Annotated in this window: 21 protein-coding genes; 10 read left to right on the top strand and 11 right to left on the bottom strand. The window is 64.2% G+C overall.

From position 1 onward, the window contains the following. Window positions 1-84: 84 nt before the first annotated feature. From SD425_RS27165 to SD425_RS27200, 8 genes are all read right to left on the bottom strand, one after another. On the bottom strand, window positions 85-903 hold the full coding sequence (locus SD425_RS27165; protein WP_324679679.1) for a DUF305 domain-containing protein: 819 nt from the start codon (window positions 901-903) through the stop codon (window positions 85-87). Next, entirely contained in the window at window positions 795-2,918 is a 2,124-nt protein-coding gene (locus SD425_RS27170) for a heavy metal translocating P-type ATPase (RefSeq protein WP_324679681.1), read from the bottom strand. Before SD425_RS27170 ends, SD425_RS27165 begins: the two co-directional genes overlap by 109 nt. Window positions 2,919-2,960: 42 nt before the next feature. Further along, window positions 2,961-3,632, bottom strand: coding sequence for an HNH endonuclease (locus tag SD425_RS27175; protein ID WP_324679683.1), 672 nt, complete (start codon window positions 3,630-3,632; stop codon window positions 2,961-2,963). Window positions 3,633-3,645: 13 nt separating this feature from the next. Beyond that, a complete protein-coding gene (locus SD425_RS27180; protein WP_324679685.1) occupies window positions 3,646-4,827 on the bottom strand; it encodes an efflux RND transporter periplasmic adaptor subunit in 1,182 nt (393 codons plus the stop codon). Window positions 4,828-4,875: 48 nt separating this feature from the next. Then, window positions 4,876-9,324 (bottom strand): CusA/CzcA family heavy metal efflux RND transporter, encoded by a 4,449-nt coding sequence (locus SD425_RS27185; protein ID WP_324679686.1) that lies wholly within the window; start codon window positions 9,322-9,324, stop codon window positions 4,876-4,878. 174 nt (window positions 9,325-9,498) lie between these two features. After that, entirely contained in the window at window positions 9,499-9,825 is a 327-nt protein-coding gene (locus SD425_RS27190; protein WP_416381044.1) for a DUF6660 family protein, read from the bottom strand. A 406-nt stretch (window positions 9,826-10,231) separates the two neighbouring features. Then, window positions 10,232-11,347 carry a nucleotidyl transferase AbiEii/AbiGii toxin family protein gene (locus tag SD425_RS27195; protein ID WP_324679691.1) on the bottom strand — a complete coding sequence of 372 codons (1,116 nt, stop codon included), beginning with the start codon at window positions 11,345-11,347 and terminating at the stop codon, window positions 10,232-10,234. Continuing rightward, a complete protein-coding gene (locus SD425_RS27200) occupies window positions 11,344-12,120 on the bottom strand; it encodes a DUF6577 family protein (protein ID WP_324679693.1) in 777 nt (258 codons plus the stop codon). Before SD425_RS27200 ends, SD425_RS27195 begins: the two co-directional genes overlap by 4 nt. Before the next feature lie 161 nt (window positions 12,121-12,281). Here SD425_RS27200 and SD425_RS27205 point away from each other — a divergent pair, with 161 nt between their 5' ends. The 9 genes from SD425_RS27205 to SD425_RS27245 all read left to right on the top strand — a co-directional run bounded on the left by SD425_RS27205 (window position 12,282) and on the right by SD425_RS27245 (window position 22,386). After that, window positions 12,282-12,518 (top strand): hypothetical protein, encoded by a 237-nt coding sequence (locus tag SD425_RS27205; RefSeq protein ID WP_324679695.1) that lies wholly within the window; start codon window positions 12,282-12,284, stop codon window positions 12,516-12,518. A gap of 70 nt (window positions 12,519-12,588) precedes the next feature. Then, a complete protein-coding gene (locus SD425_RS27210) occupies window positions 12,589-13,263 on the top strand; it encodes a response regulator transcription factor (RefSeq protein ID WP_324679697.1) in 675 nt (224 codons plus the stop codon). 3 nt (window positions 13,264-13,266) lie between these two features. Next, window positions 13,267-14,649 carry a HAMP domain-containing sensor histidine kinase gene (locus SD425_RS27215; protein ID WP_324679699.1) on the top strand — a complete coding sequence of 461 codons (1,383 nt, stop codon included), beginning with the start codon at window positions 13,267-13,269 and terminating at the stop codon, window positions 14,647-14,649. An 80-nt stretch (window positions 14,650-14,729) separates the two neighbouring features. Continuing rightward, entirely contained in the window at window positions 14,730-16,193 is a 1,464-nt protein-coding gene (locus SD425_RS27220; protein ID WP_324679701.1) for a TolC family protein, read from the top strand. A gap of 24 nt (window positions 16,194-16,217) precedes the next feature. Next, window positions 16,218-19,487, top strand: a complete 3,270-nt coding sequence (locus SD425_RS27225; protein ID WP_324679703.1) for an efflux RND transporter permease subunit — start codon at window positions 16,218-16,220, stop codon at window positions 19,485-19,487. A gap of 5 nt (window positions 19,488-19,492) precedes the next feature. Continuing rightward, a complete protein-coding gene (locus SD425_RS27230) occupies window positions 19,493-20,665 on the top strand; it encodes an efflux RND transporter periplasmic adaptor subunit (RefSeq protein ID WP_324679705.1) in 1,173 nt (390 codons plus the stop codon). A 63-nt stretch (window positions 20,666-20,728) separates the two neighbouring features. Continuing rightward, on the top strand, window positions 20,729-21,142 hold the full coding sequence (locus SD425_RS27235; protein ID WP_324679707.1) for an EamA family transporter: 414 nt from the start codon (window positions 20,729-20,731) through the stop codon (window positions 21,140-21,142). Window positions 21,143-21,267: 125 nt separating this feature from the next. Then, entirely contained in the window at window positions 21,268-21,951 is a 684-nt protein-coding gene (locus tag SD425_RS27240) for a hypothetical protein (RefSeq protein ID WP_324679709.1), read from the top strand. 156 nt (window positions 21,952-22,107) lie between these two features. Beyond that, complete coding sequence (locus SD425_RS27245) at window positions 22,108-22,386, top strand: DUF202 domain-containing protein (protein ID WP_324679712.1); 279 nt, start codon at window positions 22,108-22,110, stop codon at window positions 22,384-22,386. Window positions 22,387-22,603: 217 nt separating this feature from the next. On the opposite strand, the gene SD425_RS27250 is transcribed toward SD425_RS27245, so the two are convergent. From SD425_RS27250 to SD425_RS27260, 3 genes are read right to left on the bottom strand one after another with little or no spacing between them, the layout of a single operon-like run. Beyond that, on the bottom strand, window positions 22,604-22,894 hold the full coding sequence (locus SD425_RS27250; RefSeq protein WP_324679714.1) for a hypothetical protein: 291 nt from the start codon (window positions 22,892-22,894) through the stop codon (window positions 22,604-22,606). Continuing rightward, window positions 22,776-23,105 (bottom strand): hypothetical protein, encoded by a 330-nt coding sequence (locus SD425_RS27255; protein WP_324679716.1) that lies wholly within the window; start codon window positions 23,103-23,105, stop codon window positions 22,776-22,778. Before SD425_RS27255 ends, SD425_RS27250 begins: the two co-directional genes overlap by 119 nt. Then, on the bottom strand, window positions 23,102-23,404 hold the full coding sequence (locus tag SD425_RS27260) for a hypothetical protein (protein ID WP_324679719.1): 303 nt from the start codon (window positions 23,402-23,404) through the stop codon (window positions 23,102-23,104). Before SD425_RS27260 ends, SD425_RS27255 begins: the two co-directional genes overlap by 4 nt. A 426-nt stretch (window positions 23,405-23,830) precedes the next feature. On the opposite strand from SD425_RS27260, the gene SD425_RS27265 reads away from it, so the two are divergent. After that, window positions 23,831-24,742 (top strand): ArdC family protein, encoded by a 912-nt coding sequence (locus SD425_RS27265; protein WP_324679721.1) that lies wholly within the window; start codon window positions 23,831-23,833, stop codon window positions 24,740-24,742. Window positions 24,743-24,964 lie beyond the last annotated feature (222 nt).

The raw sequence follows: 24,964 nt of genomic DNA on the forward strand, positions 1-24,964 counted from the left end.
GCAGCGAGAAGCCCAGCATGGTGGACCAGGGTGGCGTGACGGCGGTGGGAATCGTAAGCAGCATAGAAGCAGCAGGTTAAAGTGTTAGGGAATAGGAGTTGCCGCGTGGGTCTTGAGCCAGCGCTGGTACTGCTTGATTTCGGCCTGCTCGTCGCGCACAATCTGGCGGGCGGCGTTTCTCACTTCCGCGTCCTTGCCAAAGGCCAGCTCCGTTTGGGCCAGGGCCACCCCGGTTTGGTGGTGCACCTGCATAAGCGTGGCAAAATCGGCATCGACGGTGCCGGGCAGGGGCGGCGGCTGGCGCAGGGGAGCCAGCGCGGCCGTGATGCGGCGCACGAACGGGTCCCGGGCGTTGCCCGGCCGGTACTCCTGGCCCGCCGGCGGCTGCCGGGTCAGGGCCAGCGTCAGCACGTGGTTGTCGCGCTCATGCCCTTTGAGCACGTGCTGGGCCAGGGCGCGCAGGGTGGAATCTTTGCCACTGGCGACTTCTACCGCGGCCAGGCGCTGGGCTCCGGCGTGGTGCACGCTCATCAAGCGGGCAAAGTCCTCGTCCCAGCACCCGAGGCGGCGCACCGTATCGAGCTGCTGCGCGAGCAGCCGCAGGGTGTCGCCCAGGGCCGGGGGCGCGGCCACGGGAGCCGGCTTGGGCTTCGCGCCGGCGTGCACCTCCAACTCGTGCTTATCAGTGTCGTGCTTGGAGTTGCAGCTGCCGATGAACAGGCTGACACCGAGCAGCAGGACCAGTAAAAAGGGTGGAAGCTTCATGTTTCGTGCTTCAGTGAGTGCCTGATGGCCTATGGTTTGGCGCTTGCTGCTTTGCTGGTGAAGTCCATGCGCTGAATCCGCACGGCGTTGAGAATGGCCAGCAGGGCCACGCCCACGTCGGCAAACACGGCTTCCCACATGGTGGCCACGCCGCCGGCCCCCAGTGCCAGCACGATGCCCTTCACGATAAAGGCCAGCCAGATGTTCTGCCAGACCACGTTGTGGGTGGCGCGGGCGATGCGGCGGGCGGTGGCAATCTTACTGGGGTGGTCGGTCTGAATCACCACGTCGGCCGTTTCGATGGTGGCATCCGAGCCCAGCCCGCCCATGGCAATGCCCACGTCGGCCAGCGCCACCACCGGGGCATCGTTCACTCCGTCGCCCACGAAGGCCAGCTTACGGCCCTCGGTGAGGTACTGCTGCACGTATTTGGCCTTGTCTTCGGGCAGCAGCCCGCCGTGGGCTTCGGTGATGCCCAGTTCTTTGGCTACGCGCTGCACGATGCTGTCCTTGTCGCCGGAGAGCATGACCAGCTTGGTGATGCCGTCGGCTTTCAACTCCTGCACGGCGCGGGCCGCGTCCTCTTTCGGGGCGTCGGCCACGGTGAGGTAGCCGGCGTACTGGCCGTTCACGGCCGCCACCACGATGCTGTCCACCACCTGGTCGACTTCGGCCGGGTAGGCCACGTTGAACTTGGCCAGCAGCTTGGTGTTGCCCGCCAGCACGTCGCGGCCGTCCACCTTGCCGCGCAGGCCGTGGCCGGCGATTTCTTCCACGTTATCGACGGGCACGCCCGCCGCGGCCGCCCCGACGTGGGCCACCACCGCCTTGGCGATGGGGTGCGTCGATTTGGTTTCCAGTGCCCCCACCAGGCGCAGCAGCTGCTCGGGGGTGGTGCCGGCCGCCGGCTGCACCTGCTGCACGGCAAATATGCCCTGGGTGAGCGTGCCGGTCTTGTCCATTACCACCGTGTCGATTTCGCGCAGCACGTCGAGGAAGTTGGAGCCCTTGAAGAGGATGCCCGCTTTGGAAGCCGCGCCGATGCCGCCGAAGTAGCCCAGCGGGATACTGATAACCAGCGCGCAGGGGCAGGAAATGACCAGAAACACCAGCGCCCGGTAGAGCCAGTCGCGGAACACGTAGTCGCCCACCACGAAGTAGGGCACCACGATGAGCAGCACGGCCAGCCCCACCACGATGGGCGTGTAGATTTTGGCAAACTTGGTGATGAACTGCTGGGTTTTGGCCTTGCGGCCCACCGCGTCCTGCACCATGGCCAGGATTTTCGAGAGCTTGGTGTCTTTGAAAGCCGCCGTTACAGTCACCTGAATCAGGGATTCCAGGTTAATCATGCCGGCCAGCACGGCCTCGCCCGGCTGCTTGGTTTGGGGAGCTGATTCGCCGGTGAGCGCGGCGGTGTTGAAGTTGGCGGCCGTGGTGTTGAGCGTCCCGTCGAGGGCTACTTTCTCGCCGGGCCGCACTTCCATCACGTCGCCCACCTGCACCGCTTTGGGGTCGAGCACGAGCGGTTTGCCGTCGCGCACCACCGTCACTTCGGTGGCCTGAATTTCGAGCAGGGCCCGGATGCTGCGCTTGGCGCGGTTCACGGCCGCGTCCTGAAACAGCTCGCCCACGGTATAGAACAGCATCACGGCCACGCCCTCCGGGTACTCACCAATGGCAAAGGCCCCGAGCGTGGCCAGGCTCATGAGCAGAAACTCGTTGAAGATGTTGCCGCTGGGAATGCTGAGCACGGCGGCTTTCACCACCTTCCAGCCCACCAGCACGAAGGCCAGCCCGTACCAGGCCAGGCGCACGTACCCGCTGAAAAAGCCCACTTTGTAGTAGTCCAGCGCGATGCCAATGAGTAGCAGCGCGAAGCTGATGCCGGGCACCAGGTAGGGGTTGTTGTCGGCCGGGCCGTGGTCGTGCTCGTCGTCGTCTATGTCCAACTCACCGGGGTCGTGGTCATGGCCGGCGTGGTCCTCGTCGTCGGCGGGGGCGTGGTCGTGGCCCGGCACGTCGTGGCCCTGGGGCGCGGCGGCGGCTTCGGGCGTGAGCTGGTCGCGGCTGAGCGCGCCCACGTTTTCGGGCTGCGCCTGCTTGGCCGTGTTCAACGGCTCATCGGTGTTAGAAGAAGTAGGTTCAGGCATAGTAGCAGGCACGTGAGAAAGGGTAAGGACAAAACTTGATGGTTAGTGAAGCTCTGTCGGGCTTGCAGCGGCTGGGTTTAGCTGCACGGTCGGCATCAGCGCCTCGGCGTAAGCCTGCTGCAAGCGAAGGTGAAACTGGTCGCTGCGTTGGCGAGCGGCTTGCAGTAGCACGACCACGGCGGCAACATCAGCTTCGTACTGCTGCCATTCGGTTACTCCAACAAGGGCCAGCACATCGAGCTGCGTCGCTAGCGGCGTTGACCACACCTCAAACCGGTCCAGCACCGCCACTCTGTCTGCCAGTTCGGTTGCGCTAAGTCGTTTATTGGGCGCGTTGGCGGCATTACCCGTCATCCATGTTTTCCAGCGCGTACCCGCCTTAGAGCTGTTGCAGGTACTACAGCACGGCACTAGGTTATAGATGTCTGTGATGTAGCCAGTGGGGCGGCCGTCCGTCGCAGTTAAGTTTCGGAAATGGTCGAATTGCGTGGCGGGTTGGCCGCAGTACATGCAGCCGATGCTATCAACTGCTAATGGGGCAATGCCCAATTGCACTCGCCAAGCTGCCTCTTCGGCGGCCGTGGGCCGGACTTCTGGGACGATGGTGTTGATAAAAGCCCGCCTGATAGACGTTTTTAAACTATCTATTTTCATGCGGGCAGGCAGCTTGATGCCCGCGATTTTCCGGCTGCTGTTGGTGTGTTTCTTGGCCATTTTGAATAGGGTATTATTCTTCCTCCTCGGCGTTTTTGAGCTTGCCGAGCAGGGCGTAAGCTCCCTCTACGACAAAGCGGAGCGGTTTGCCCTGTTCGGCTGCCGGCAGGTGAAACTCGGTGTAGCCGTCTTCGCTCACGCCCCGCGTCACGGGCACGAGACGGTAGGTGGCCCGGCCGGCCGCGGCGGCCGAATCGGCGGCCACGAACACGTAGGACTGGGCGCCGTACTGCACCACCGCTTTTTCCGGCAGCGTGGGCACGGTGACGCGGTTGGTTTCAATAACGGCCCGCACGAAGGTGCCCGGCAGCAGCTGCTCGTCCTCGCGGTCCTGGTGGGCGTGGATGCGCACGGTGCGCTCGGAGCTGATGGACTTGCTGATGAGGTAGACGTGGGCGGTGCGCTCGCGGCTGAGGGAGTCGTTGCCGAGGGAAAAGCGCACCAGTTGGCCCTCTTTCACCTGCGGAATGTCCTTCTCAAACACCGTCAGCTCCACGTGCAGGTGCTCGGGGTTGACGATTTCAAACAGCACATCGGTGGGGGTCACGCTCTGGCCGATGCTCACGTTCACGGCCTTCACGAAGCCGCCCTTGGGCGCGCGCAGCGTGGCCGTGCTCACGATGGCCCCGCCGATGGGCAGGCCGGCCAGGCGCAGGCGGGCGGCCTGGGCGTTGGTTTTCACTTGCAGAGCCTCGTACTCGGCCTGGGCGCGCTGGAAGTTCTTCTGGGGCGCGACCTCCTGCCGGTAAAGCTCGCCCTGCCGCTCGTACTCGGCGCGAGCCAGCTTAAGCTGGCTGCGGGTTTCGAGGTAGTCCTGCTGCAGCTGCACGAAATCGGGGTTGCGGATGACGGCCAGCACCTGGCCGGCGCGCACCCGCGAGCCCTGCAGCAGGTCGGTCCGGTCCACGAAGCCACCGAGCGGGGCGCTGACCGATACCAGATTTTCGGGCGGCACGTCGAGCACGCCGTTCACTTTCAGCCCCCCGCTCATGGGGCGCTGGGTGATGCTGCCCAGGCGCACGCCGCCCACCTGCTGCTCGGCAGTGGTGAGCGTGACGCGGTCGGCGGGGCCTTTCTCGGCCGCTTCCCCGCCGGGCGCGGCGGCGGTCGTTTCTTCTTTTTCCGTGGGGGCTTCCGGGGAGCCGCAGCCGCTTAGCAGGCCGAGCAGCACCAGGGAGAGGGGGATATAGCGCATGATGATTCTGAAGTTGAAGGGAAAAGGCGGCGCGCGGCGCGGGCCGGGCTACTGGCTGCCCAGCAGGAATTCCAGCTCGATAACGGTCTGGTTGTGTTGCAGCAGCGCGTCGAGGTAGTCGAGGCGCAGGCGGCGGGCGCGCTCCAGGTTGAGCAGGTATTCGGAGTAGCCGGTTTCGCCCGCTTTGTATGCAATGGTGGACAGGCGGGTGATGACCGTGGCCTGCGGCAAGGCCGTGCTTTCGAAGTAGGCCAGGCGCTGCTGCTGCTCGGTGCGCCGCAGCAGCAGTTCATCGAGCTGGCCGGCCAGCTCGGCCCGGTAGCGCTCGTAGCCGGCCTGGGCTACCTGCTCCTGCAGGCGGGCGGCCTGCACCCGCGCTTTCTGGGGCCGCCGCCACAGCGGCACGGCCACGCCAGCCTGCACGCCCTGAAAGCGGGAGCCCCCGCCGAAGTAGCGCTCCGTGCCGGCCGCGTCGAGGCGCTGGTAGCCAATGATACTCTGGTTGAAGTAGCCCACGGTGAATTCGGGCAGCCCGGCCGCCTGCGCCACGCGGGTTTCGGCCCGCCGCTCGGCTACCTGCTGGGCCAGCACCCGCGCCTGCGGGTTGGTACGCTGGAGCAGCGTGTCGGCCAGGGCCGGGGCCGCAGTGTCGGCGAGTTGGGCAGCCCCCAGCAGCGTGAGCGGCCGCAGCACGCTGTCGGCCAGGGCTACGGCGGCCGGCACTTGCAGCAGCGCCTGCAGCTGGCGCTGGGCTACCCGGAAGTCGGTGCGGGCCGCCCGCAGCTGGGTGCGAACTTCGCCCTGCTGCACCAGGGCCGTGGCGGGTTCGAGGCGGGCCGCCTCGCCGGTTTTGAAGCGCAGGTTGGCCGAGCGCAGGAATTCCGAGTAGAGGCTGTCCTGCCCGCGCAGCACCCGCAGGCGATGGCGGGCGTGCACGGCCTGCTCGTAGCTCAGGCGCACCTGCCGGCGCAATTCGGCCTGCACCTGCGCCAGCTGGGCCTGTTGCCCGGCAATGCGGGCGTCGGCCAGGCCGGCGGCGCTGCGGTACACGCCGGGCAGGGCCAGCGACTGGGTGAGGGTGAACTGGTTGTCGCGGTTCTGGGAGTTGTACTGCCCGTAGCTGCCGGTGAGCGTGGTACGGCCGAAGTCGTAGGCCGTGCGGCGAATGGCCTGCTGGGCTTCCAGCGCCCGGGTGCCGGCCAGCACCGTGCCGTTGGTTTGCAGGGCCTGGCTCACGGCCTGCGCGGCGTTGAGCGAACCCTGCGCCCGGCCCAGCAGGGGCAGGCCGAGCAGAAGCAACAGCAGTACTGAGGCCACGGGCAGGCTCTTCGCGGAAGCCATCGGGGCGGTTTCGGGCGGCGATTCAACCGGTGGGCCGCCAGCTTTAACACGTTCCGAAAGGGCGTAGAGCACCGGCAGCACCAGCAGCGTGAGCAGCGTGGCCGACACCAGCCCGCCGATGACCACGGTGGCCAGCGGGCGCTGCACTTCGGCCCCGGCCGAGGTGGCCAGGGCCATGGGCAGGAAGCCGAGCGATGCCACGGTGGCGGTCATGAGCACTGGGCGCAGGCGTACTTCGGTGCCGCGCAGAATGCGCTCCATCAGGTCGGTCACGCCTTCGGCCTTGAGCTGGTTGAAGTAGCCAATGAGCACGATGCCGTTGAGCACGGCCACCCCAAAAAGGGCGATGAAGCCCACGCCGGCCGAGATGCTGAACGGCATCCCGCGCAGCCACAGCGCCGCGATGCCACCGATGGCCGAGAGCGGAATGGCCGTGAAAATCATCACCGACTGCTTGAAGGAGCGGAAGGTGAAAAACAGCAGCACGAAAATCAGCACCAGCGCCACGGGCACCGCCACGCTCAGGCGGTCGGTGGCCTGGCGCAGGTTCTCGAACTGGCCGCCGTAGGTGGTGTAGTAGCCGGGGGCGAACTTGAGCTGGCGGTCTATTTTCCCCTGTAGTTCCTTTACGACGGTTTCCACGTCGCGGCCCCGCACGTTGAAGGCCACGCTGATGCGCCGCTTGGCGTCGTCGCGCTGAATCTGGTTGGGGCCTTCGCGCAGCTCGACATTGGCCACCTGCTCCAGGGGCACCTGGCGGCCGTTGGGAGCGGCAATGAAAAGGCGGCGCACGCTGTTGATGTCCTTGCGCAAATCCTGGCGCAGGCGCAGCACCAAATCAAACCGGCGTTCCTGCTCGAACACCTGCCCGGCGGTTTCGCCGGCGAAGGCCGTTTGCACGGTGCGGTTCACGTCCGAGACGTTGAGGCCGAACTGGGCGAGGCGGTTGCGGTCGAGCGCCACCACGATTTGGGGCAGGCCGGTGACCTGCTCCACGTACACGTCTGCGGCCCCCTGCACCTGGCGCACGAGCCGGCCGGCCTGTTGGGCGTAGTCGGCCAGCTGCTGCAGGTCCTCCCCGTAAATCTTGAGCACCACGTCTTGCTTGGCCCCCGAAATCAGCTCGTTGAAGCGCATCTGAATGGGCTGCTGGAAGCCGAAGGTCACGCCCGGCATCACGCTCAAAGCCTTCGCCATCTTATCGGCCAGCTCCTCGCGGTTAGGGGCCGAGGTCCAGTCCTTCTGGTCCTTGAGAATAATCATCAGGTCGGCTGCTTCCACCGGCATGGGGTCGGTGGGAATCTCGCCGGCCCCGATTTTGGCCACGACCTCCTTGACTTCGGGAAACTGCTTTTTGAGGATGCCGCCGGCTTTCTGGGCCTGCTCAATGGTGTAGCTCAGCGAGGAGCCGGTCAGCACGCGCATCTCCACCGCAAAGTCCCCTTCGCTCAGGGTCGGGATGAACTCGCCGCCCAAGGTGCGAAACAGGAAAAAGCCGCCCACCAGCAGGCCCGCCGCCGTGAGCAGCACCGCCGCCTGGTGGCGCAGCGCCCCCTTGAGCAGCGGGTGGTAGAGGCGGGTGTAAAAGTCCATCATCCGGTCGGAAAAGGTCTTTTTGTTCTCCGTCGAGCGGCTCAGGGCCAGCGCCGACATCATCGGCACGTAGGTCAAACTCAGGATAAACGCCCCGAGAATGGCGAAGGCCACGGTTTCGGCCATGGGCCGGAACATCTTGCCCTCAATGCCGGCCAGGGCCAGCAGCGGCAGGTACACGATGAGGATGATAATTTCCCCGAACGCGGCCGAGGAGCGGATTTTGCTGGCCGCGTGGTAGGTTTCGTCGTTCATCTGCTCGGTGCTCAGGCGGTTGCCCGGCACCTGCAACTGCCCGCCGTGCAGGCGGTGAATGATGGCCTCGACGATGATGACGGCCCCGTCCACAATCAGCCCGAAGTCAATTGCGCCCAGGCTCATCAGGTTGCCCGACACGCCGAACAGGCGCATCATGCTCACGGCAAAGAGCATGGCCAGCGGAATGACCGAGGCCACCACCAGGCCGGCGCGCCAGTTGCCCAGAAACAGCACCAGCACGAACACCACAATCAGGGCCCCTTCCAGCAGGTTCTTGCTTACCGTATGAATGGCGCGGTCCACCAGGTTCGAGCGGTCCAAAAAGGGCTCGACACTCACGCCCTCGGGCAGCGTTTTGCGGATGGTGGCCATGCGCTTCTGCACGTCCTGGATGACTTCGGCCGCGTTGGCCCCCTTGAGCATGAGCACCAGCCCGCCGGTCACTTCGCCTTGGTCGTTCAGCGTCATGGCCCCGTAGCGCACGGCCGCGCCGTAGCGTACTTCGGCGACGTCGCGCACGAGCACGGGCAGGCCGGTGCTCGTGCTGCGGACGACGATGTTGCCGATGTCGGCCGGCGAGGTGGCCAGGCCTTCGGTGCGGATGAAGGCGGCCGTGGGGTTCTGGTCGAGGTAGGCCCCGCCGGCGTTCTGGTTGTTGCTGGCCACGGCCTGGTACACCTCGTTGACGGTGACGCCCAGCGAGCGCAGGCGCTCGGGGTCCAGGGCCACTTCGTACTGCTTGAGCAGCCCGCCGAAGCTGCTCACGTCGGCCACGCCGGGCGTGCCCAGCAGCTGCCGGCGCACTATCCAGTCCTGAATGGTTCGCAGCTCGGTGGTGTTATACTTCTTCTCGAAGCCCGGCTTGGCGCGCACCAGGTACTGGTACACCTCGCCCAGGCCGGTGCTGAGCGGGGCCAGCTCGGGGCGGCCCGTGCCGGCCGGAATCTGGCTTTCGGCCTCCTGCAGCCGCTGCGAAACCTGCGTGCGGGCCCAGTAAATGTCGGTCTGGTCCTCGAACACGACGGTGACCACCGAGAGGCCGAAGCGGGAAAAGGAGCGCACCTCGACCTGCCCGGGGATGGTGGCCATGGCCTGCTCCACGGGAAAAGATACCAGCCGCTCAATCTCCTGGGCGGCCAGCGAGGGGGCCACCGTATAGACCACGACCTGGTTGCTGGTAATGTCGGGCAGCGCGTCAATCGGCAGCCGACTGAGCGAGTAGCCGCCCCAGGCCACCAGGGCCAGGGTCAGCAGCCCGATGATGAGCTTGTTGTGAATGGAAAAATGAATCAGCCGGTCGAACATCCGCTGGTTGGGGTTAGGTCTAACGCTTCCGTGAAACCCTGCGGCCCGCTGGCTCCGGCACGGGCGGCGGGAGCAACAGGGGCATAACCGATTCAGCGCCAAGCGCCAAATTGCCCGTCACGCGCGGCGACGGGCCACCCGAAGAAGGTGGTCAGCAGGAAAAAAGGGGAAGGGTTAGGCCTGGGGCGGCTGCCACACGGACCCGAGCGCCCGCGTCGGGGCAGCCACGACCAGCCGGCCGTGCCGGAGGCTGGTGGCCCACTCGGCGGGCGGCGAATACACCACCTGGTTTGCCAGGGGCAGGGGCACCAGGGCCCCACCGCAGCAGTGGCACTGGCACAGCGGCGAGCACCAGTCGCCCAGCGCGCCGGCCCCGCAGTCGGAGTGCGAAGCGGCCACGGTGGTTTGCAGCTGGTCTTTGCACGCAGGTACTTCGTCCGTGCAGGAAAGGCACGAGAGGCAGGCGAAGTAGAAGGCAAAAAACAGGGCTAGCAGGCGCATGTGCTGGCAAAGGTAGCGAATCCGGGTATAAGGCCGGGATTTTGGGGCCGGGATTCTGGCCGATTAACGCACCCCATTGGCCTTTAGTTGCTAGGCAGGGGGGGCGTCGCGGACAGCTGATACGTCAGGGATTTCCCGTGCGGGCCCCGACGATGAACACGTTGTTGCGGCGCAGGTCGCCCTGTGTGGGGTCCACGGTGGGCAGTTGCTACACCATCTCGGTCAGACGCTCAATCTTGGCCCACGTCATGCGGCCTGCCGCAGGGTGGTTGCCCGTTACCTGAAAATACGGCAAGCCAAATAGCTACTGCAACCGGACCATAAGGTAAAAACTTCAACTAAGGCGTTAGCTGCCCGGCGTTATTTAATGGGAACTCTGGCTCTACCAGCTTGGGTGCGCTTGGTTTTACGCAACCAGCCACGCCAGGCTTCCGTGCCCTTCCAGCAGGACCACCGTGTGGTGCCAGTAGAACAGTGCGTCTCCCGGCACCGAGCGCAGCTTGTTGAGGTAGTTGAAGTCGGGATGCGGCACGAAGAAGGTGCGCGGGTCAGCGCCGGGCACTGGCCGGGGTAAGGGGGAATAGTCCTGGGTGAGCAGCCGGGCTGCGAGATGGGCCACGCGGGCGGCGGCGGCCACGGCTTGGTCTTCGCGGAACGCCCCGTCGATAACGAAGTTGCGGAAGCCGGCAATGCCCCGGCGCAGCTCGGCCGGGGCCAGTTCCTTGGCCGGGGCCCGGTTGAGTTTCATCTGGGCCAGCAGCAGGGCCGTTTGCAGGGCGTCTACCAGCACATCGGCCGCGCTGGTTTCGGTCAGGTGGCGGTAGCGCAGCTCCTTGGCCACGGTGGCGGCAAACGACTCGGCCACGGTGGCTACGTCCTGCACCTGGTCGAAGAGCACCCCTACGTCGAAGAGCTGCTTGATGATTTCCAACTCCTTGCCCTTGCCGTAGAGAATGCCGGTGGTGCGCGGGGCAAAGGCCGTGAGCTTGTCGCCGGCGATGGATTCGACGCTCGGGGCCGCTACGCGCAGGGGCTCGCCCGCCTGGTGCAGGAAGGGGGAGGCTACCGGCACTTGCAGCACCTGCGGGTAGTTGTGCTCCTCAAACAGCAAATCGATGGCGATGGACCGCTGCGGGTGCTCGGCCAGCAGCTGCTGGTCCAGGGCCGAGTCGTAGAACACGTAATAGTGGCCCCGCGGCACATCGTCCTTGTGGCTGCGGGTGGCGTCGTAGGCAAACGAGCGAAACGGGGGCTGCGCGCAAACCTGCGTCAGGGCCGCCTCAATGGCCGCCAGCTCGGCCTGGGTAACTAAATCCACGTCGACGGAAAAGCGCCGGGCCTGGCCCAGCACGAGCACCAGGCAGGTGCCGCCCTTAAATGTGAAGGGTAGCCCGGTTTCGACCAACCGCTCGACCAGGGTGAGGGCCAGAATCATTTTCTCCAGGATGGAAGGGTCCAGGCCGGGGCGCTGCTGGCAGTGGTCCATCATCCACTCGCGGGTAAAAGAAGTCGTCGTAATCATGTGGGAAGCAGCGAAGAGAGGCCCATGGCCAGCAGCAGCTCGCGCAGGGCCGGCGCTTTGCCCCGCCGCTTGGCGTAGGAAAACAAGGTGCGGGCATCGAGCCGGTACTGGCGGGCGGCCGTGCGGTAAATGGTGCGCAGCTCCTCGCCCTGGTAGGCCGGAAATAGCGTGGGGTCGCTGAGTAGGTCCACCAGCAGCTTCTCCAGGCGCGGCACGGGCACGTCGGCCACGCGCTGCACGGGGGCGCGGCTCACCAGCGGCAGCACCAGTACGGCGTCGGGGGTTTCGGCCACGTACAGCTCCAGCACGCGGGCATCGGGCTGCAAAAACACGCGCCCCCCCAGCCGGTCTTTCAGGGCGTAGTAAGTTGATTGCAGCGCCTCGGGCTCCACTTCTACCAGCTGCACCGTGCGCATCAGTTGGTGGGTGGCGAAGTCGTTCAGCCACTGCGTGGTCCACGCGCAGCCACTGCTTAGGAATAACTCGGTCGCCACGGCCTGCCACAGGCTCGCCAGCTCCGGCGGCACCGTCGGGGTGAAGTCGGCTCCCAAGGCCCCACCCGGTAGGGCATATACGCCCCGGCCCGCGTGCGCCAGCTGGTTGCGCTGGGTCAGCCGATGCAGGTACACGTCGAGCGTGGCCTGCTTAAGCGTCGGGTTCAGCGTGGCCACCCGCGCCAGCAGCTCCTTACGGGAAAGCACGGGCTGAGTGCCGAACCAATCCGGAAGCCGAGCCTCTACGGTTGCCAGGAAGTGCTCGTCAGACGAATGCATGATGCAAGATAAGCCAATAATGCCAAAAAGTGGCATATCTTTCAGGCCACTTTAAGCCTATGCGCTGAGTGGTTACCCGCAATGCGGCTAGGTCCAGCGTGGTAAAGGATAGGGAAGCGGCCAGGTCGGCCGCACAAAGTAAATCGCTGGCTCAGGCCGTTATGAATAATTTTTTGCGTCATATCGCCTCGCCGGACGGCTCGTATCGTCCTTATTCAGGTACTTCATTGATTGAGGCTGGGCTGTTGCGGGCTCGCAAAAACTGGTGCCTGAGTGCATTGGGACTGCTACCCCGGGCCATGGGAGGCGCTGACCTGTGCCCGCTGGCCCCGCTGCACGGACTGCCTTTTGAAGAAACCAAGCTGCGCGAAATTCTGGGCCCGGTACCTGCCGCGTAGCGCGGTTCCTAGAGTAATCCGGGGCTGGAAAATCTGCTGAACTTAGCCGAGTTCGCCGCACCTTTGCCCGATGACTATTCTGCTCGTAGAAGATGAAACCAGTCTGGCCTCGTTCATTCGCAAGGGAATTGAAAGCGAGGGCTACGATATCAAAGTGGCGTTTGATGGCCTGATTGGGCAGCGCCTCTTCGACCAGCAGCCATTTGACGTCGTGGTGCTCGACGTGAACCTGCCCGGAATGAATGGCTTTGAGCTGTGCCGCTACATCAAGCAACACTCTCCGCGTCAGGCAGTGCTGCTGCTCACGGCGCTCGATGGCTTGCAGGACAAGGAAACCGGCTTCGGCGCGGGGGCCGATGATTACCTCACCAAGCCCTTCGAGTTTCGGGAGCTGTTGCTGCGCATCCGGGCCCTGGCGCGCCGGGGAGCGGCTTATGGTGGGCTGCACGCGGTATTGCGCGTGGCCGACCTGGAGCTGGATACTGACGCGCGCACCGTGACGCGCGCCGGCCAGCGCATTGAACTCACCACCCGCGAGTATTCGCTGCTCGAATACCTGATGACCAACAAGGGCCGCACCGTGAGCCGCATCGACATTGCCGAGAAAGTGTGGGACCTGCACTTCGACACCAATACCAACGTCATCGACGTGTACATCAATTTTTTGCGCAAAAAGATTGACAAGGGCTTCGGCCAGAAGCTCCTGCACACGGTGGTAGGCGCAGGGTACTTATTGCAGGGCTAGGCAATGCAGATAAAACACAAGCTCCTGCTTTGGTTCGCGGCACTGGTCAGCGGTCTGCTGCTAACGTTCTCGTACTACGTTTATGTGAATACGGCCCAGTTTCGGCACCACTCCTTCGTGGAGCGGCTAGCCCGCAAAGCGGCCGTGACGCGACAGATTGTGGCCCTCGACGACTCCATTGCCGGTAGCATGCTGGCCTCACTACCCGAGCAGGCTGAGCAAGTGTATACCCCGGCGGGCCGCCGCCTCTACGCCAGCCCCGGCACCGATTACGCCCCCTCGGCTGGGTTGCTGGTGCGGGTGCGGCAGCGGGGCCAGATGAGCTTTACCTACCAGCTCCCCGGTCATGCGCATCCCAAAGAAGGGGTAGCCCTGGCGTACCGCCGCCCCGACGCCGAGGGGCAGTACGTGGCCATAGTCACGGCCTACGACCAAGAAGGCTACGCCCAGCAGCAAATGCTCTTTAACTCTTTTCTATATGGCAACCTGGCGGCCGTGGCGCTGGTGGCAGCGCTGGGGCTGTTTTTTGCCACGCGGGCGCTGGCGCCGCTAAATTTCCTGCTCCGGCAGCTGAGGGCTGATACTGCGCGGGCGCAGCCCTTCCGGCTGCGGCCCCTAAACCCGCGCGACGAGGCCGGAACTCTAGCGGCAGCCTTCAATGACCTGCTAACCCGCCAGGAAGAGCTGGTCGAGAGCCAGCGGGCCTTCATCTCGCACGCCTCGCACGAGCTGCGCACGCCGCTCACGACTATCAAAGGCTGGCTGGAAACGTCGCTGGCTTACGATTCGGAGGTGGCTAGCCTCAAGAAGGGCATCGGGCTGGCCGTGGCGGGGCTGGACCGACTCACGGCCCTAGCCAACGGCTTGCTCTACCTGGCCCGGCTGGACAGCGCTACCCCCCTCGACGGCCAGCCCGTGGAGCTGGTCGATGTACTGCTCGACGTAGTGAGTAGCGCCCAGCACCAGCACCCCGGCCAGCCCGTGGACCTTGACATCAGCCCCGAAGTGGATGCGCAGCCCCACACGCCACAGTTGCTGGGTAATGCGCAACTGCTGCGCACGGCCCTGGGCAACCTCGTGGATAACGCCGCCAAGTATTCCAGTGGCCAGCCCGTGACGCTGTGCCTAGAAATGGAAGGCCCCGCCACCGTGCGGCTGCTCATCGAAGACCGGGGCCCCGGTATTGCGTCCGACGAGCAGGAGCGCATCTTTCAGCCCCTCACCAGGGGCCGCGCCGTGGGCGAGGTGCCCGGTTTTGGCATCGGGCTGACGCTGGCCCAGCGGATTATACTGCTGCACCAGGGGCAACTGCAGCTGCGGCCCCGGCTTGGCGGTGGCACCGTGGCCGAGGTGCAGCTACCCCTGCGGCCCGCCCAGGGCGTGTAGGCTGCTCGCTACCAGTAGGCTTTAATAACTTTTAATTTAGTTTTAATGTCAGTATAATAGGGTTGGGGGACGTTTGGGGCATGAATCTGACTTCTGCCTTTTTTTCTCGCGGCTGCCGGCTGGCCGGACCAGGCTTGCTGCTGGCCGGGCTGCTGGCCCTGAGCCAGCCTAGCCGGGCGCAGCAGCCCCGCGAACTGCCGCAGCTGCCCCGGCCCCTGACCCTGCCGGTGGCCCTGAAACTGGCCCAGGACAACTACCCGGCACTGCGCGCCAAGCAAGCCGCCGTGCGCGCCGCCCAGGCTGATGTACGCACCAACCGGTCGGCCTTTTTACCGCAGGTTACAGCCCAGGCCCAGGGTGTGAACTCGACCATGAACCAGGTGCGGGGAGCGTTTATCGGGGGGGTAGCGATTCCGATTTCGGGGGGTATTAAGACGACTTCCTACAGCGGGACCACCAACTTTTCGAGCCTGGCCGCCCTCACCATTGAGTGGCCGGCGGTGACGTTTGGCCGCTACCGGGCCGACGAAAGCCGCTCCGAGGCGGCCGTGTCGGCGGCCCAGGCCGACTACGACCAGGCCGTATTCGAGTACCAAGCCCAAGTGGCCGATGCCTACCTACTTGCGCTGGGCGCGGAAAAGTCGGTAGCCCTGCAGCGCGCCAACGTGCAGCGGGCCGAGGCCCTGGCCACGGTCATCCGGGCCGGCACGCGCTCCGGCATCCGCGCCGGCATCGATTCGGCCACGGCCAACGCGGAGGTAGCCCGCGCCCGCTTGCAGGTGCTGGCCGCCCGGCAGCAGGCCCGCGAGCAGCGCACCCGCCTGGCCGGCCTGCTGGGCCAGCCTAACCAGGAAGTGCAGCTTGACTCGATGCAGTTCTACGCCCACCTGCCCCAGACGGCGGCCGGCCCGCCGGCTGGCGACACGGCCCGCGCCAACAACCCGCTGCTGCGCGCCTACGACCGCCGCATCGCCGCCAGTCAGGCCCAGGAAAAGCTGTTCAGCGCCAATAAGCGCCCTAGCCTGAACCTGCTGGCCTCGACCTGGGGCCGGGGCTCGGGCGTGCACGACGCCACCGACGACCACGGCAATTTTATCATTGACTCCTCGCCGGGGGCAGGCCTACCCCTCAAGGCCTACGACTACATGCTGGGCGCTACCCTTACCTGGCGCGCCACCGAGCTGATTCACTCCGGCCGGGCAGCCCAGGCCCAGCGCATCCGCACCGAGCAGGCCCGCGCTGACTACGACCAGCAGGCCCTGCAGCTGGCAACCCAGGTGCGCAATGCTACCCTGCAAGTGGAAATAGCCCGCCAAACGGCCCTGGAAGCACCGCTGCAGCTGGCGGCCGCCCGCCAGGCCTACGGCCAGGCCCGCGCCCGCTACGACGCCGGCCTCGACAACCTGCTCGTGCTCACCCAGGCCACCGAAGTACTTAATCGGGCCGAAACCGACCAAGCCCTGGCCACCAATAATCTCTGGCGCGCCGTGCTGCTGCAAGGCGCCGCCAGCGGCAACCTGGGCGGGTTGCTGGGTCAATTATAAGCTACTCGCTATTAACACCTACTCATGATAAAAACCGCATTAGCCCGCCCGATTGCCGTTATCGTGGCCCTGCTGGGGGTCATCGTCTTCGCAGCGATGTCGCTGGGGCGCATCCCGATTGACATTTTTCCGCGGCTCAACCTGCCCACCATCTACATTGCCCAGCCCTACGGCGGGATGACGGCGGCCCAGATGGAAGGATTCATCGCCACCCGCTACCAGAACCAGATGCTCTACGTGTCGGGCATCAAGGACGTGGAAGTGAAGAACGTGCAGGGCCTGTGCCTGGTCAAGTGTACCTTCTATGAGGACATGAACATGGCCCAGGCCGCCGGCGAAGTTGCCAACCAAGTGAGCCGCGTGATGACCTACATGCCGCCCGGCACCCAGCCGCCTACGGTGGTGCGCTTCGACGCTTCGTCTTTGCCGGTGGGCGAGCTGGTGTTCAGCAGCACCTCGGCCTCGCTGGGGCAGATGCAGGATTTGGCCTCAACCCGCATCCGGCCCTTGTTCTCGCAGATTCCGGGCGCCTCGGCCCCGCCGCCCTTCGGCGGCAACGAGCGCACGGTGGTGGTGCGCGTCGACCCCGAGAAGATGAAGAGCTACCAGCTCACGCCCGACGAAATCGTGTCGGCCATCGTCAAGAACAATCAGGTGTCACCGGCCGGCTCGGTGGGCATGGGCGACTACATGGTGATGACCCCCAGCAACACGGTGTTGGACAAAATCCCGGACTTTCTCAACATCCCGCTGCGGCAGGGGGTAGGGCCCACGGTGTTCATTCACGACGTGGCCACGGTGGAGGACGCCACCGACATTCCGGTGGGCTACGCCCTCGTGAACGGCAAGCGCTCGGTCTACATCCCGGTCACGAAGTCGGCCGATGCCTCCACCATGAGCGTGGTGAACGCGCTCAAGGCCAAGCTGCCCGAAATGCGGGCGCTGCTGCCCGATAATATCCAGCTCAGCTACGAGTTTGACCAGTCGGTGTACGTGAGCCAGGCCGTGCACAGCCTGGCCTTTGAAGGGGGGCTAGGGGCCCTGCTTACGGGCCTGGTGGTGTTCCTGTTTTTGGGCGATTTGCGCTCGTCGATTATCGTGATTCTCACCATTCCGGTGTCGATTCTGACGGCCATTCTGCTGTTGCAGCTCACCGGGCAGACCATCAACATCATGACCCTTTCGGGCTTGTCGTTGGCCATCGGTATCTTGGTAGACCAGGCCACGGTGGTGATTGAGAACATTCACCAGCACCAGGAAATGGGTAAAACCAAGTCCAGGGCCATTCTGGACGCCAGCCAGGAAGTGTCGTTTCCACTGCTGCTCATCACGCTCAGCATCCTGGCCGTGTTCGCGCCGGCTTTCCTGATGAATGGCGTGCCGCGCGGCATGTTTATCCCGCTCTCGCTCTCGGTGGGTTTTGCCATCATTGCTTCCTATACCCTGTCGCAAACTTTCGTGCCGGTAGTGGCCAACTGGTGGCTCAAGGGTCACGAGCACACCTCCCAGCACGAGTTGAGTCTGCTGCCCGACCTGAAGCAGCCCCGCGAGGTAAGCCAGGAAGGCTACGAGGTGCACCACCAAAAAGAAGTAAAAGGCTTCGAGCGCGTCAAGCTGGCCTATTTGGGCATTCTGGACCGGCTGCTGCGCCATCGGGCGCTGGTGGGCACGGTATACGGCGTGGTCTGCGCGGCCGTCATTGGGGTGTGCTTCTACTTTATCGGGCAGGACATGATGCCCAAAATCACCCACTCCAAGCAGTTTCAGGTGCGCCTGATTGCGCCCGAGGGCATGCGCATCGAGCGTACGGAGGAGCGCACCAAGGAGGTTATCAGCCTCATTCAGCAGATTGTGGGGCCGAAGAACGTGGCCATTACCTCGGCCTTCGTGGGCATGACGCCGAGTTCCTACGGCACCTCGGCGCTCTACGTCTTCAATGCCGGCCCCCACGAAGCCGATTTGCAGGTGAACCTAGCCGAGGACTATAAAGTGCAGAACCTCGACGACCTTAAGGACAAGATTCGCCAGGCCGTGCACCAGCACCTGCCCGACGTGCAGCTCAGCTACGAGCCCATCGAGCTGACCGATAAAATCATGAGCCAGGGTGCCCAAACGCCGATTGAAATCCTGGTAGGAGGGAAGAGCCTGCAGGACGGCAAAGGCTACGCCGATAAGCTGGTGGCCCGGCTCAAGCAGATTCCCTACCTGCGCGACGTGCGGGTAAACCAGCCCCTTAGCTACCCCACGGTGCAGATTGACGTGGACCGGGCGCGGGCCGCGCAGTTCGGCCTTACCCCCGACCAGATTGCCAAGTCGCTGGTGGCGGCCACTTCTTCCAGCCGCTTCACGGCCAAGAACCTGTGGCTTGACCAGAGCAAAGGCTTTGCCTACCAGGTGCAGGTCCAGCTGGCCTCACAGGACATGAAAACCCAGGCCGACATGCAAAACCTGCCGTTGGTGCCGGGCCAGCTGCGCCCCACGCTGGGCGACGTGGCCACCCTGCACACCGCCAACGTGCCCGGCGAGTTCGACCGCATCGGCCCGCGCCGCATCGTGACCGTTTCGGCCAACATCGACCATAAAGACCTGGGCACCGCCACCCGCGACGTGCAAAAAGCCATCAAGGCCGTAGGTGAGCCGCCCAAGGGCTCGGTGGTGCAGCTACGCGGCCTGGCCCAGCTGCTGACCGAAACGCTAAGCAGCCTGCAAACCGGCCTGGGGCTAGCCATCGTGGTGATTTTCCTGCTGCTGGCCGCCAACTACCAGTCACTCAAAGTGGCGGGGGTAGTACTCGTGACGGTACCAGCGGTGCTGGCGGGCTCGCTCTTGCTGCTGCTCGTCACGGGCCAGACCCTGAACCTGCAATCGTACATGGGCATCATCATGTCGGTGGGGGTGTCGGTGGCTAATGCCGTGCTCATCGTCACCAACGCCGAGAGCCTGCGTCTGCGCTACCGCGACGCCCTGGCCGCCGCCCGCCTGGCCGGCGCCGCCCGCTTGCGCCCGGTGCTCATGACTTCAATTGCGATGGTGGCCGGCATGTTGCCCATGGCCTCCGGCCTGGGCGAGAGCGGCGAGCAGTCGGCCCCGTTGGGGCGCGCCGTGATTGGCGGCCTGCTGGCCTCCACGGTGGCTGCCCTCTTTATTCTGCCGGTCGTGTTCGCCGCCGTGCAGCGCAAAACCACCTTCGTGTCGGTGTCGCTCGACCCCGACGACCCGGAGAGCGCCAACTTCGACGGCAACGAGGCGCCCGCCACCGAGCACAGCCTGCGCGAGCAGCCGGTGCTTGCCTAATCTTTTTGAACCAGTATTCTTTCCCTGATATGAACTTCCCCGCTTTTTCCCTGCGCTGGCTGGCCGGCCTGAGCCTCACGGCCGCCGCCGCTACCCTCGGGGGCTGCAACGCGACCGATGCCACCCAGGAGGGCCAGTCGGCGGCTACTGAAAAAACGACCTCGCCGGTGTCGGCCGATGTGCGCTACGACGCCGTGCGCGTCACGGCCACCCAGCCCGCCCAGAGCCTGAGCTTACCCGGCGAGCTGGACAGCTACTTCCAGACCGACATCTTCCCCCGCGTAAGCAGCTACGTAAAAGTGCTGCGCGCTGACATTGGCGACCACGTGCGCCAGGGCCAGGTACTGGCCGAGCTGGACGCGCCCGAGCTGACCGCCGCCCTGAGTGAGGCGCGCTCTAAGCAAAGCGTAGCCCAGGCCAGCTTCCAGGCCAGCCGCGGCACCTTCCGCCGCCTGCGCCAAACGGCCCGTACCGCCGGGGCCGTGTCGCCACTAGCCCTCGACCAGGCCCGGACCCAGGCCACCAGCGACAGCCTGAATGTGGTAGCTGCCCGCTCGCACTACCAGGCCGCCGCCCAGATGGCCGCCTATCTGCGCATTACGGCCCCCATGGCCGGCGTGATTACCGAGCGCACGGCCTCGCCGGGGGCCCTGGTGGGGCCCGGTGGGCAGAGCACTATCCCTCTGTTTCGGCTCAAGCAGCTCAGCCGCCTGCGTTTGCGCGTGGCCGTGCCCGAAGCCTACGTGGGGGATATTCACGCCGGCTCGCCGGTGCAGTTCAACGTGCGCACGTTTCCGGGCCAGAATTTTACCGGCAAGATTGACCGGGTGGCCGGCAACGTGACGCCCGGCACCCGTGCTGAAACGGTCGAAATCGATATTGCCAACCCCGGCGAAAAGCTGAAGCCGGGGATGTTCGCCTCGGCCAACATCCCCATCAAGTCGCCGAAGAGCAGCCTGTACGTGCCCAAGTCGGCCGTGGTAAGCACGGCGGAGCGTACCTACGTCATCCGGGTAGCGGGTGGTAAAACTGAGTTGGTTGACGTGCAGAAGGGCGACGAAAACGCCGGCCAGGTGCAGGTATTTGGCTCCCTGAAAGCCGGGGATGTAGTGCTGAAAGCCGGCAATGAGGAAATCGGTAAGAACGAGCCTGTGCAGGTAGCCATGGCCAACCATTAAGAGATGGATACTTCCGCCCCCCAATGCTAATCCTATTAACTACCAACACTTCTCGCCCCGACCATGTGGTGGACCTACGCCCTACTTTCCGCTGTCTTTACCGCTTTGACCGTCGTACTGGCTAAGGTGGGTATGCGCGGCATCGATTCGAGTCTAGCCACCGCCATTCGCTTGGTCGTGGCGCTGGTGATGGCCTGGGGGGTAGTCTACTGGCGGGGCAGCCTGGGGCAGTTGGGGGGCCTCACCCGCAGCAACTGGCTGTTTCTGGGAGCTTCGGGGCTGACACTGGGGATTTCGTGGCTCTGCTATTTCAAAGGCCTGCAGTTGGGGCAGGTATCGCAGGTGGTGCCGGTCACCAAGCTTAGCGTTGCCCTGGCCCTGGTGATGAGCGCCTTTCTGCTGGGAGAAAATCTGAGTCGGCTCAGCAGTCTGGGCGCGCTCCTGATTGTGGCTGGCACGGTGTTGATGATTATCTGATTTATTACTAAATCAGGTGGCCCTGGTTACTAGTTATGATTTTAGCGCGCCGCAGCCCTGTTTGGAAGCAACTCGCTTACCTTCTGTACAAAATTTTTAATGAAGGCCATTTTTCAGCGTTTTCTATGTGCTCGCGAGCAGTAGTAGCCAAGCGCACGGTCCACCCGCTAGGTAGTCCCCTGGGCAGTGCCTGGGTGGGGGGGCTTGCCGTCATCCTCTTTGTATTGGCCGGCGAACCCTGCCGGGCCCAAGCCGGGCCGGCCGCTGGCCCGACTACTGCTTACTCGGGTACCCTGACCCTCACGGGGGGAGTAGGGGCCCCCTACGGGTGCGGCCTGGACTACGGCCGCCTGGTCGTCCGGAACCTGGAAGCTACCGTGGGGGCGGGCTATGACCTGAGCGGCTTCAAGGCCGGTATCGGGGCGAGGTATTACCTGTGGGGCGCAGCGCGGGAAGCAAAATTTGCTACGTTTGTCGGGGCCAACGTGAGCTACTGCGCCGGGCGCGGGTCCCTGGCCCTGCTAACGCACGAGGACCACCTGTATTTCCGCGACGATACCGCCCAAATCCGCATTCGCTCCTGCGTGGTGGGCCGCCTGCGCGCTGGCCTGCACTGGCAGCCGGGCGCGCGGCTGGGCCTCACCACGGCCCTGGGCTACGGCCTGGTGCTAGGGCCCGACCCCGTGCAGTACTTGAGCAGCGCCTATCCTACCGAAGGCATGCGGGCCGTTGTGGCTACCCGCCGCCCCAATAGCCTGGAGCTTTCGCTCGCCCTGTCGCTGCGCATAGGGCACTTGGCTGTGCGGTGAGTTGGTATGCTGCGTTTGCTACCCAGCGGCTAGTGCGCTTGCCCTTTCTGCCACAGCAAGCAGTAGCGCTGCTGACTTTCGAGCAGTAGCTGGCTAGCGACTGTGCCTGCCGTTGAGTTGTTGAGCACAAGGCCTCTGCATGCTTTCCTCCTTCCTATGCCACCCACTCCTGCCTTCACTGACCACCTCTCGCTTTCCGACCGACTGGCGCTGCAACGCACCCGGCTAGCCAATGAGCGAACCTTGCTCACCTACGTGCGCACCAGCTTGGCATTGGTGGGCTTTGGGCTGGCACTATTACAGTTTCACCCGGAGCGGGGTGGCCGGCTCGGCTACACGGCACTGGCCGTCGCGACAGTGGTCTTGACGGTAGGCTTGCTGCGCTTTCGGGTGCATCGCCGGCAGCTGACCGCCTGCCAGTCGCTGGCGGGCTAGCCAGCATAAACCGCGCTGGCTCACACCACCACGAACGTATCGTGCGGATGCACCACCAGGGGGCGGTGCTGCTTCAGAAACGCGCGCATGGCGGCCACGGCGTGCCGGCCGGTTTTTGGCGGTTGCAGCCAAACTGGGGCGGCACGCCCTGCGAGGTGATGAAGGCGGCCGTGTAGGTCCGCTCCGGGTCCAGGGGCTGGTCCTGCACGAACGCCGTTTACAGGCGGCGGCCCTTGGGGTTTTCGGCCTTGAAATAGGCTTTCAGCCCTAACGAGCGCTTCACGTAGCCGCCCATCTGGTGCAGCGGGTTTTGGCTATAAGTGCCTTCGAGGTTCTTTTTCAGCATCTCGCGCAACTCCCCGATTGGGGCCGCGACCAGGGCGGGCACGTTATGCGCATTGGGAAACGAGCTGCCCCCGACGTTGAACACGTTGCTGCGGCGGAAATCGCCCTGTGTGGGGTCCACGGTGCCCAGGGCGGTGTTGGTGAGCCGGCCGGTGCTGCGCATGACAGGCCCCGCCAATTTCCGCAGAAAGGCCGGGCAGCTGCCGCGCGTCGGCCCGCTCCCGGGCTAAGTCGAGGGCGCAGGCGTGGTCGCCCAGCAGAAAATCCATGGCTTCGAGCACCGTCACGCGAGAGCCCTCAATCATCGTCGAATGCGCCGTAACCATCACTTGGCTGAGTTGCTGGGTCAGGCGCTCAATCTCGTCCCACGTCATGCGGCCTGCCGCCAGGTGGCCGCCCGCAGCGCCGCCACGTCCACCGTGGCTAGGGGCGGGGGCGTGGCCAGGCCCGCACCGTGAATCAGGTCGCTGGCCCAGGCCGCCAGGTCGTGGGCGTAAATCATGCGCCGCCTCGCCTCGTCCTGGTACTCGGTTTTGCCGCGCATGAAGGCTTCCAGGCTCGGCCGTAGCGCCGCCGGCACCTCCACCAGTGCCTGGTCGGGATGGGTGGGGCTGAGCAGCGAGTTCAGGTAATCCCGCAGGGCCTGATATGCAGCTTGGCTGGCAGAAGTCATGGATTAATGGATAGTGAGCACGCGGCTGAAAGCGTTACCAAAAGTAGCAAATCCACGGCTAATGCCCATGCTGAGCGATGCGGTAGCCGCTTTTACGGAGAGAAGATAGTGGGGCGAACCGCTCTGGGCCGGGCTGTGCGGGGCTCCGGCGATGACTTCGGTCCTGCGGACTGAACCCCTTCCATCCCTTTCGCGAACCAAAGAAAAAAGCCGGGCGGCCAATTCATGGCGATGTCAGCGGACAGCGGGCGGAAAATACCTGAGCGGGACGAATAAAGAACAAAAGGGAAAAATCAGAATCCATGCCAAAAAGACCGATATAAAACGCAATAATTGACGCTTTAATTTACATATTATTGAAACATTAATGCGGGTTTTTGCGTTTAAATAGTATAAGCAGCAAGCATAAAATCAACCTATTAAGCCATGAAAAAGCCCGCTCCTTTCGCTCCCCGCCCCGACGTGTACGAAATCATTACCAACCGCATTATTCTGGCGTTGGAAAACGGCGTTACCCCGTGGAAACAGCCGTGGAATGCCGCCCACGGCGCGCCGCGCAACTACCGCAGCAAGCACGTGTATCAGGGCGTTAATGCCCTGCTGCTGGGAATGCTGGAGTATGAGCACCCGTATTTTCTGACCTACAATCAAGCCAAGGAGTTGGGCGGGCAGGTGCGCCGGGGCGAGAAGGGCATGCCGGTGGTCTTCTTCACCGTGACCAAAAAGGAGGACGGTAAGGGCGAGGAGAAGAAAAAGGCTTTTCTGAAATATTCCACGGTGTTCAACGTGGCCCAGATTGACGGCGTGGCGTGGAGTTTTCCCGAGCTGCCCAGCCGCGAGCACACGCCCGAGCAGGCCGCCGAGCAGGTGTTGGCCGGTTACATGGGGGGCCCCCGCGTGCTGCACAAGGGCAGCGAAGCCATGTACCGCACCAGCACCGACACCGTGACCATGCCCGAGGCCAGCGACTTCCACACGGCCGAGGACTATTACCACACCCTGTTTCACGAGCTGACTCACTCCACCGGCCACGCCAAGCGGCTGGACCGGGCCACGCTCACCGAACTAGCCGCCTTTGGCAGCGAAACCTACGCCAAGGAAGAGCTGGTGGCCGAGTTGGGGGCCTCCTTCCTGAGCCACGCGGCCGGGCTGGACTTAACCCGCACCGAGCCCAGCAGCGCCAGCTACCTCGCCAACTGGCTGCAGGCCCTGCGCAACGACAAACAGCTGATAATTTCCGCCGCCAGTCAGGGCCAGAAAGCTGCCAACCACATTCTGGGCATCGTGCCCAGCTACGAAACGGAGGAAGCCCCCAGTGCCGAAGTCGCTTCGGAGTAAGGCCAATGGCCGCCCGGTGGAGCTATTCCGTCGGGCGGCCACCGGAGCGGGCAACAAAAGGAAATTGCAATTGCAAAAAGGCAATTGTTAAGGCTATACAAAAGGGAAAAATTGGTCTGCTACAATACCCATCGTGGTTGCTTATATGGTCAATAATTATCACTTTAATTTAAATAAAATTGAAACATTATTGCACGGTTTTGCGTTTAATAAGTATAAGCA

This window comes from Hymenobacter sp. GOD-10R (assembly GCF_035609205.1).
Taxonomy (GTDB): domain Bacteria; phylum Bacteroidota; class Bacteroidia; order Cytophagales; family Hymenobacteraceae; genus Hymenobacter.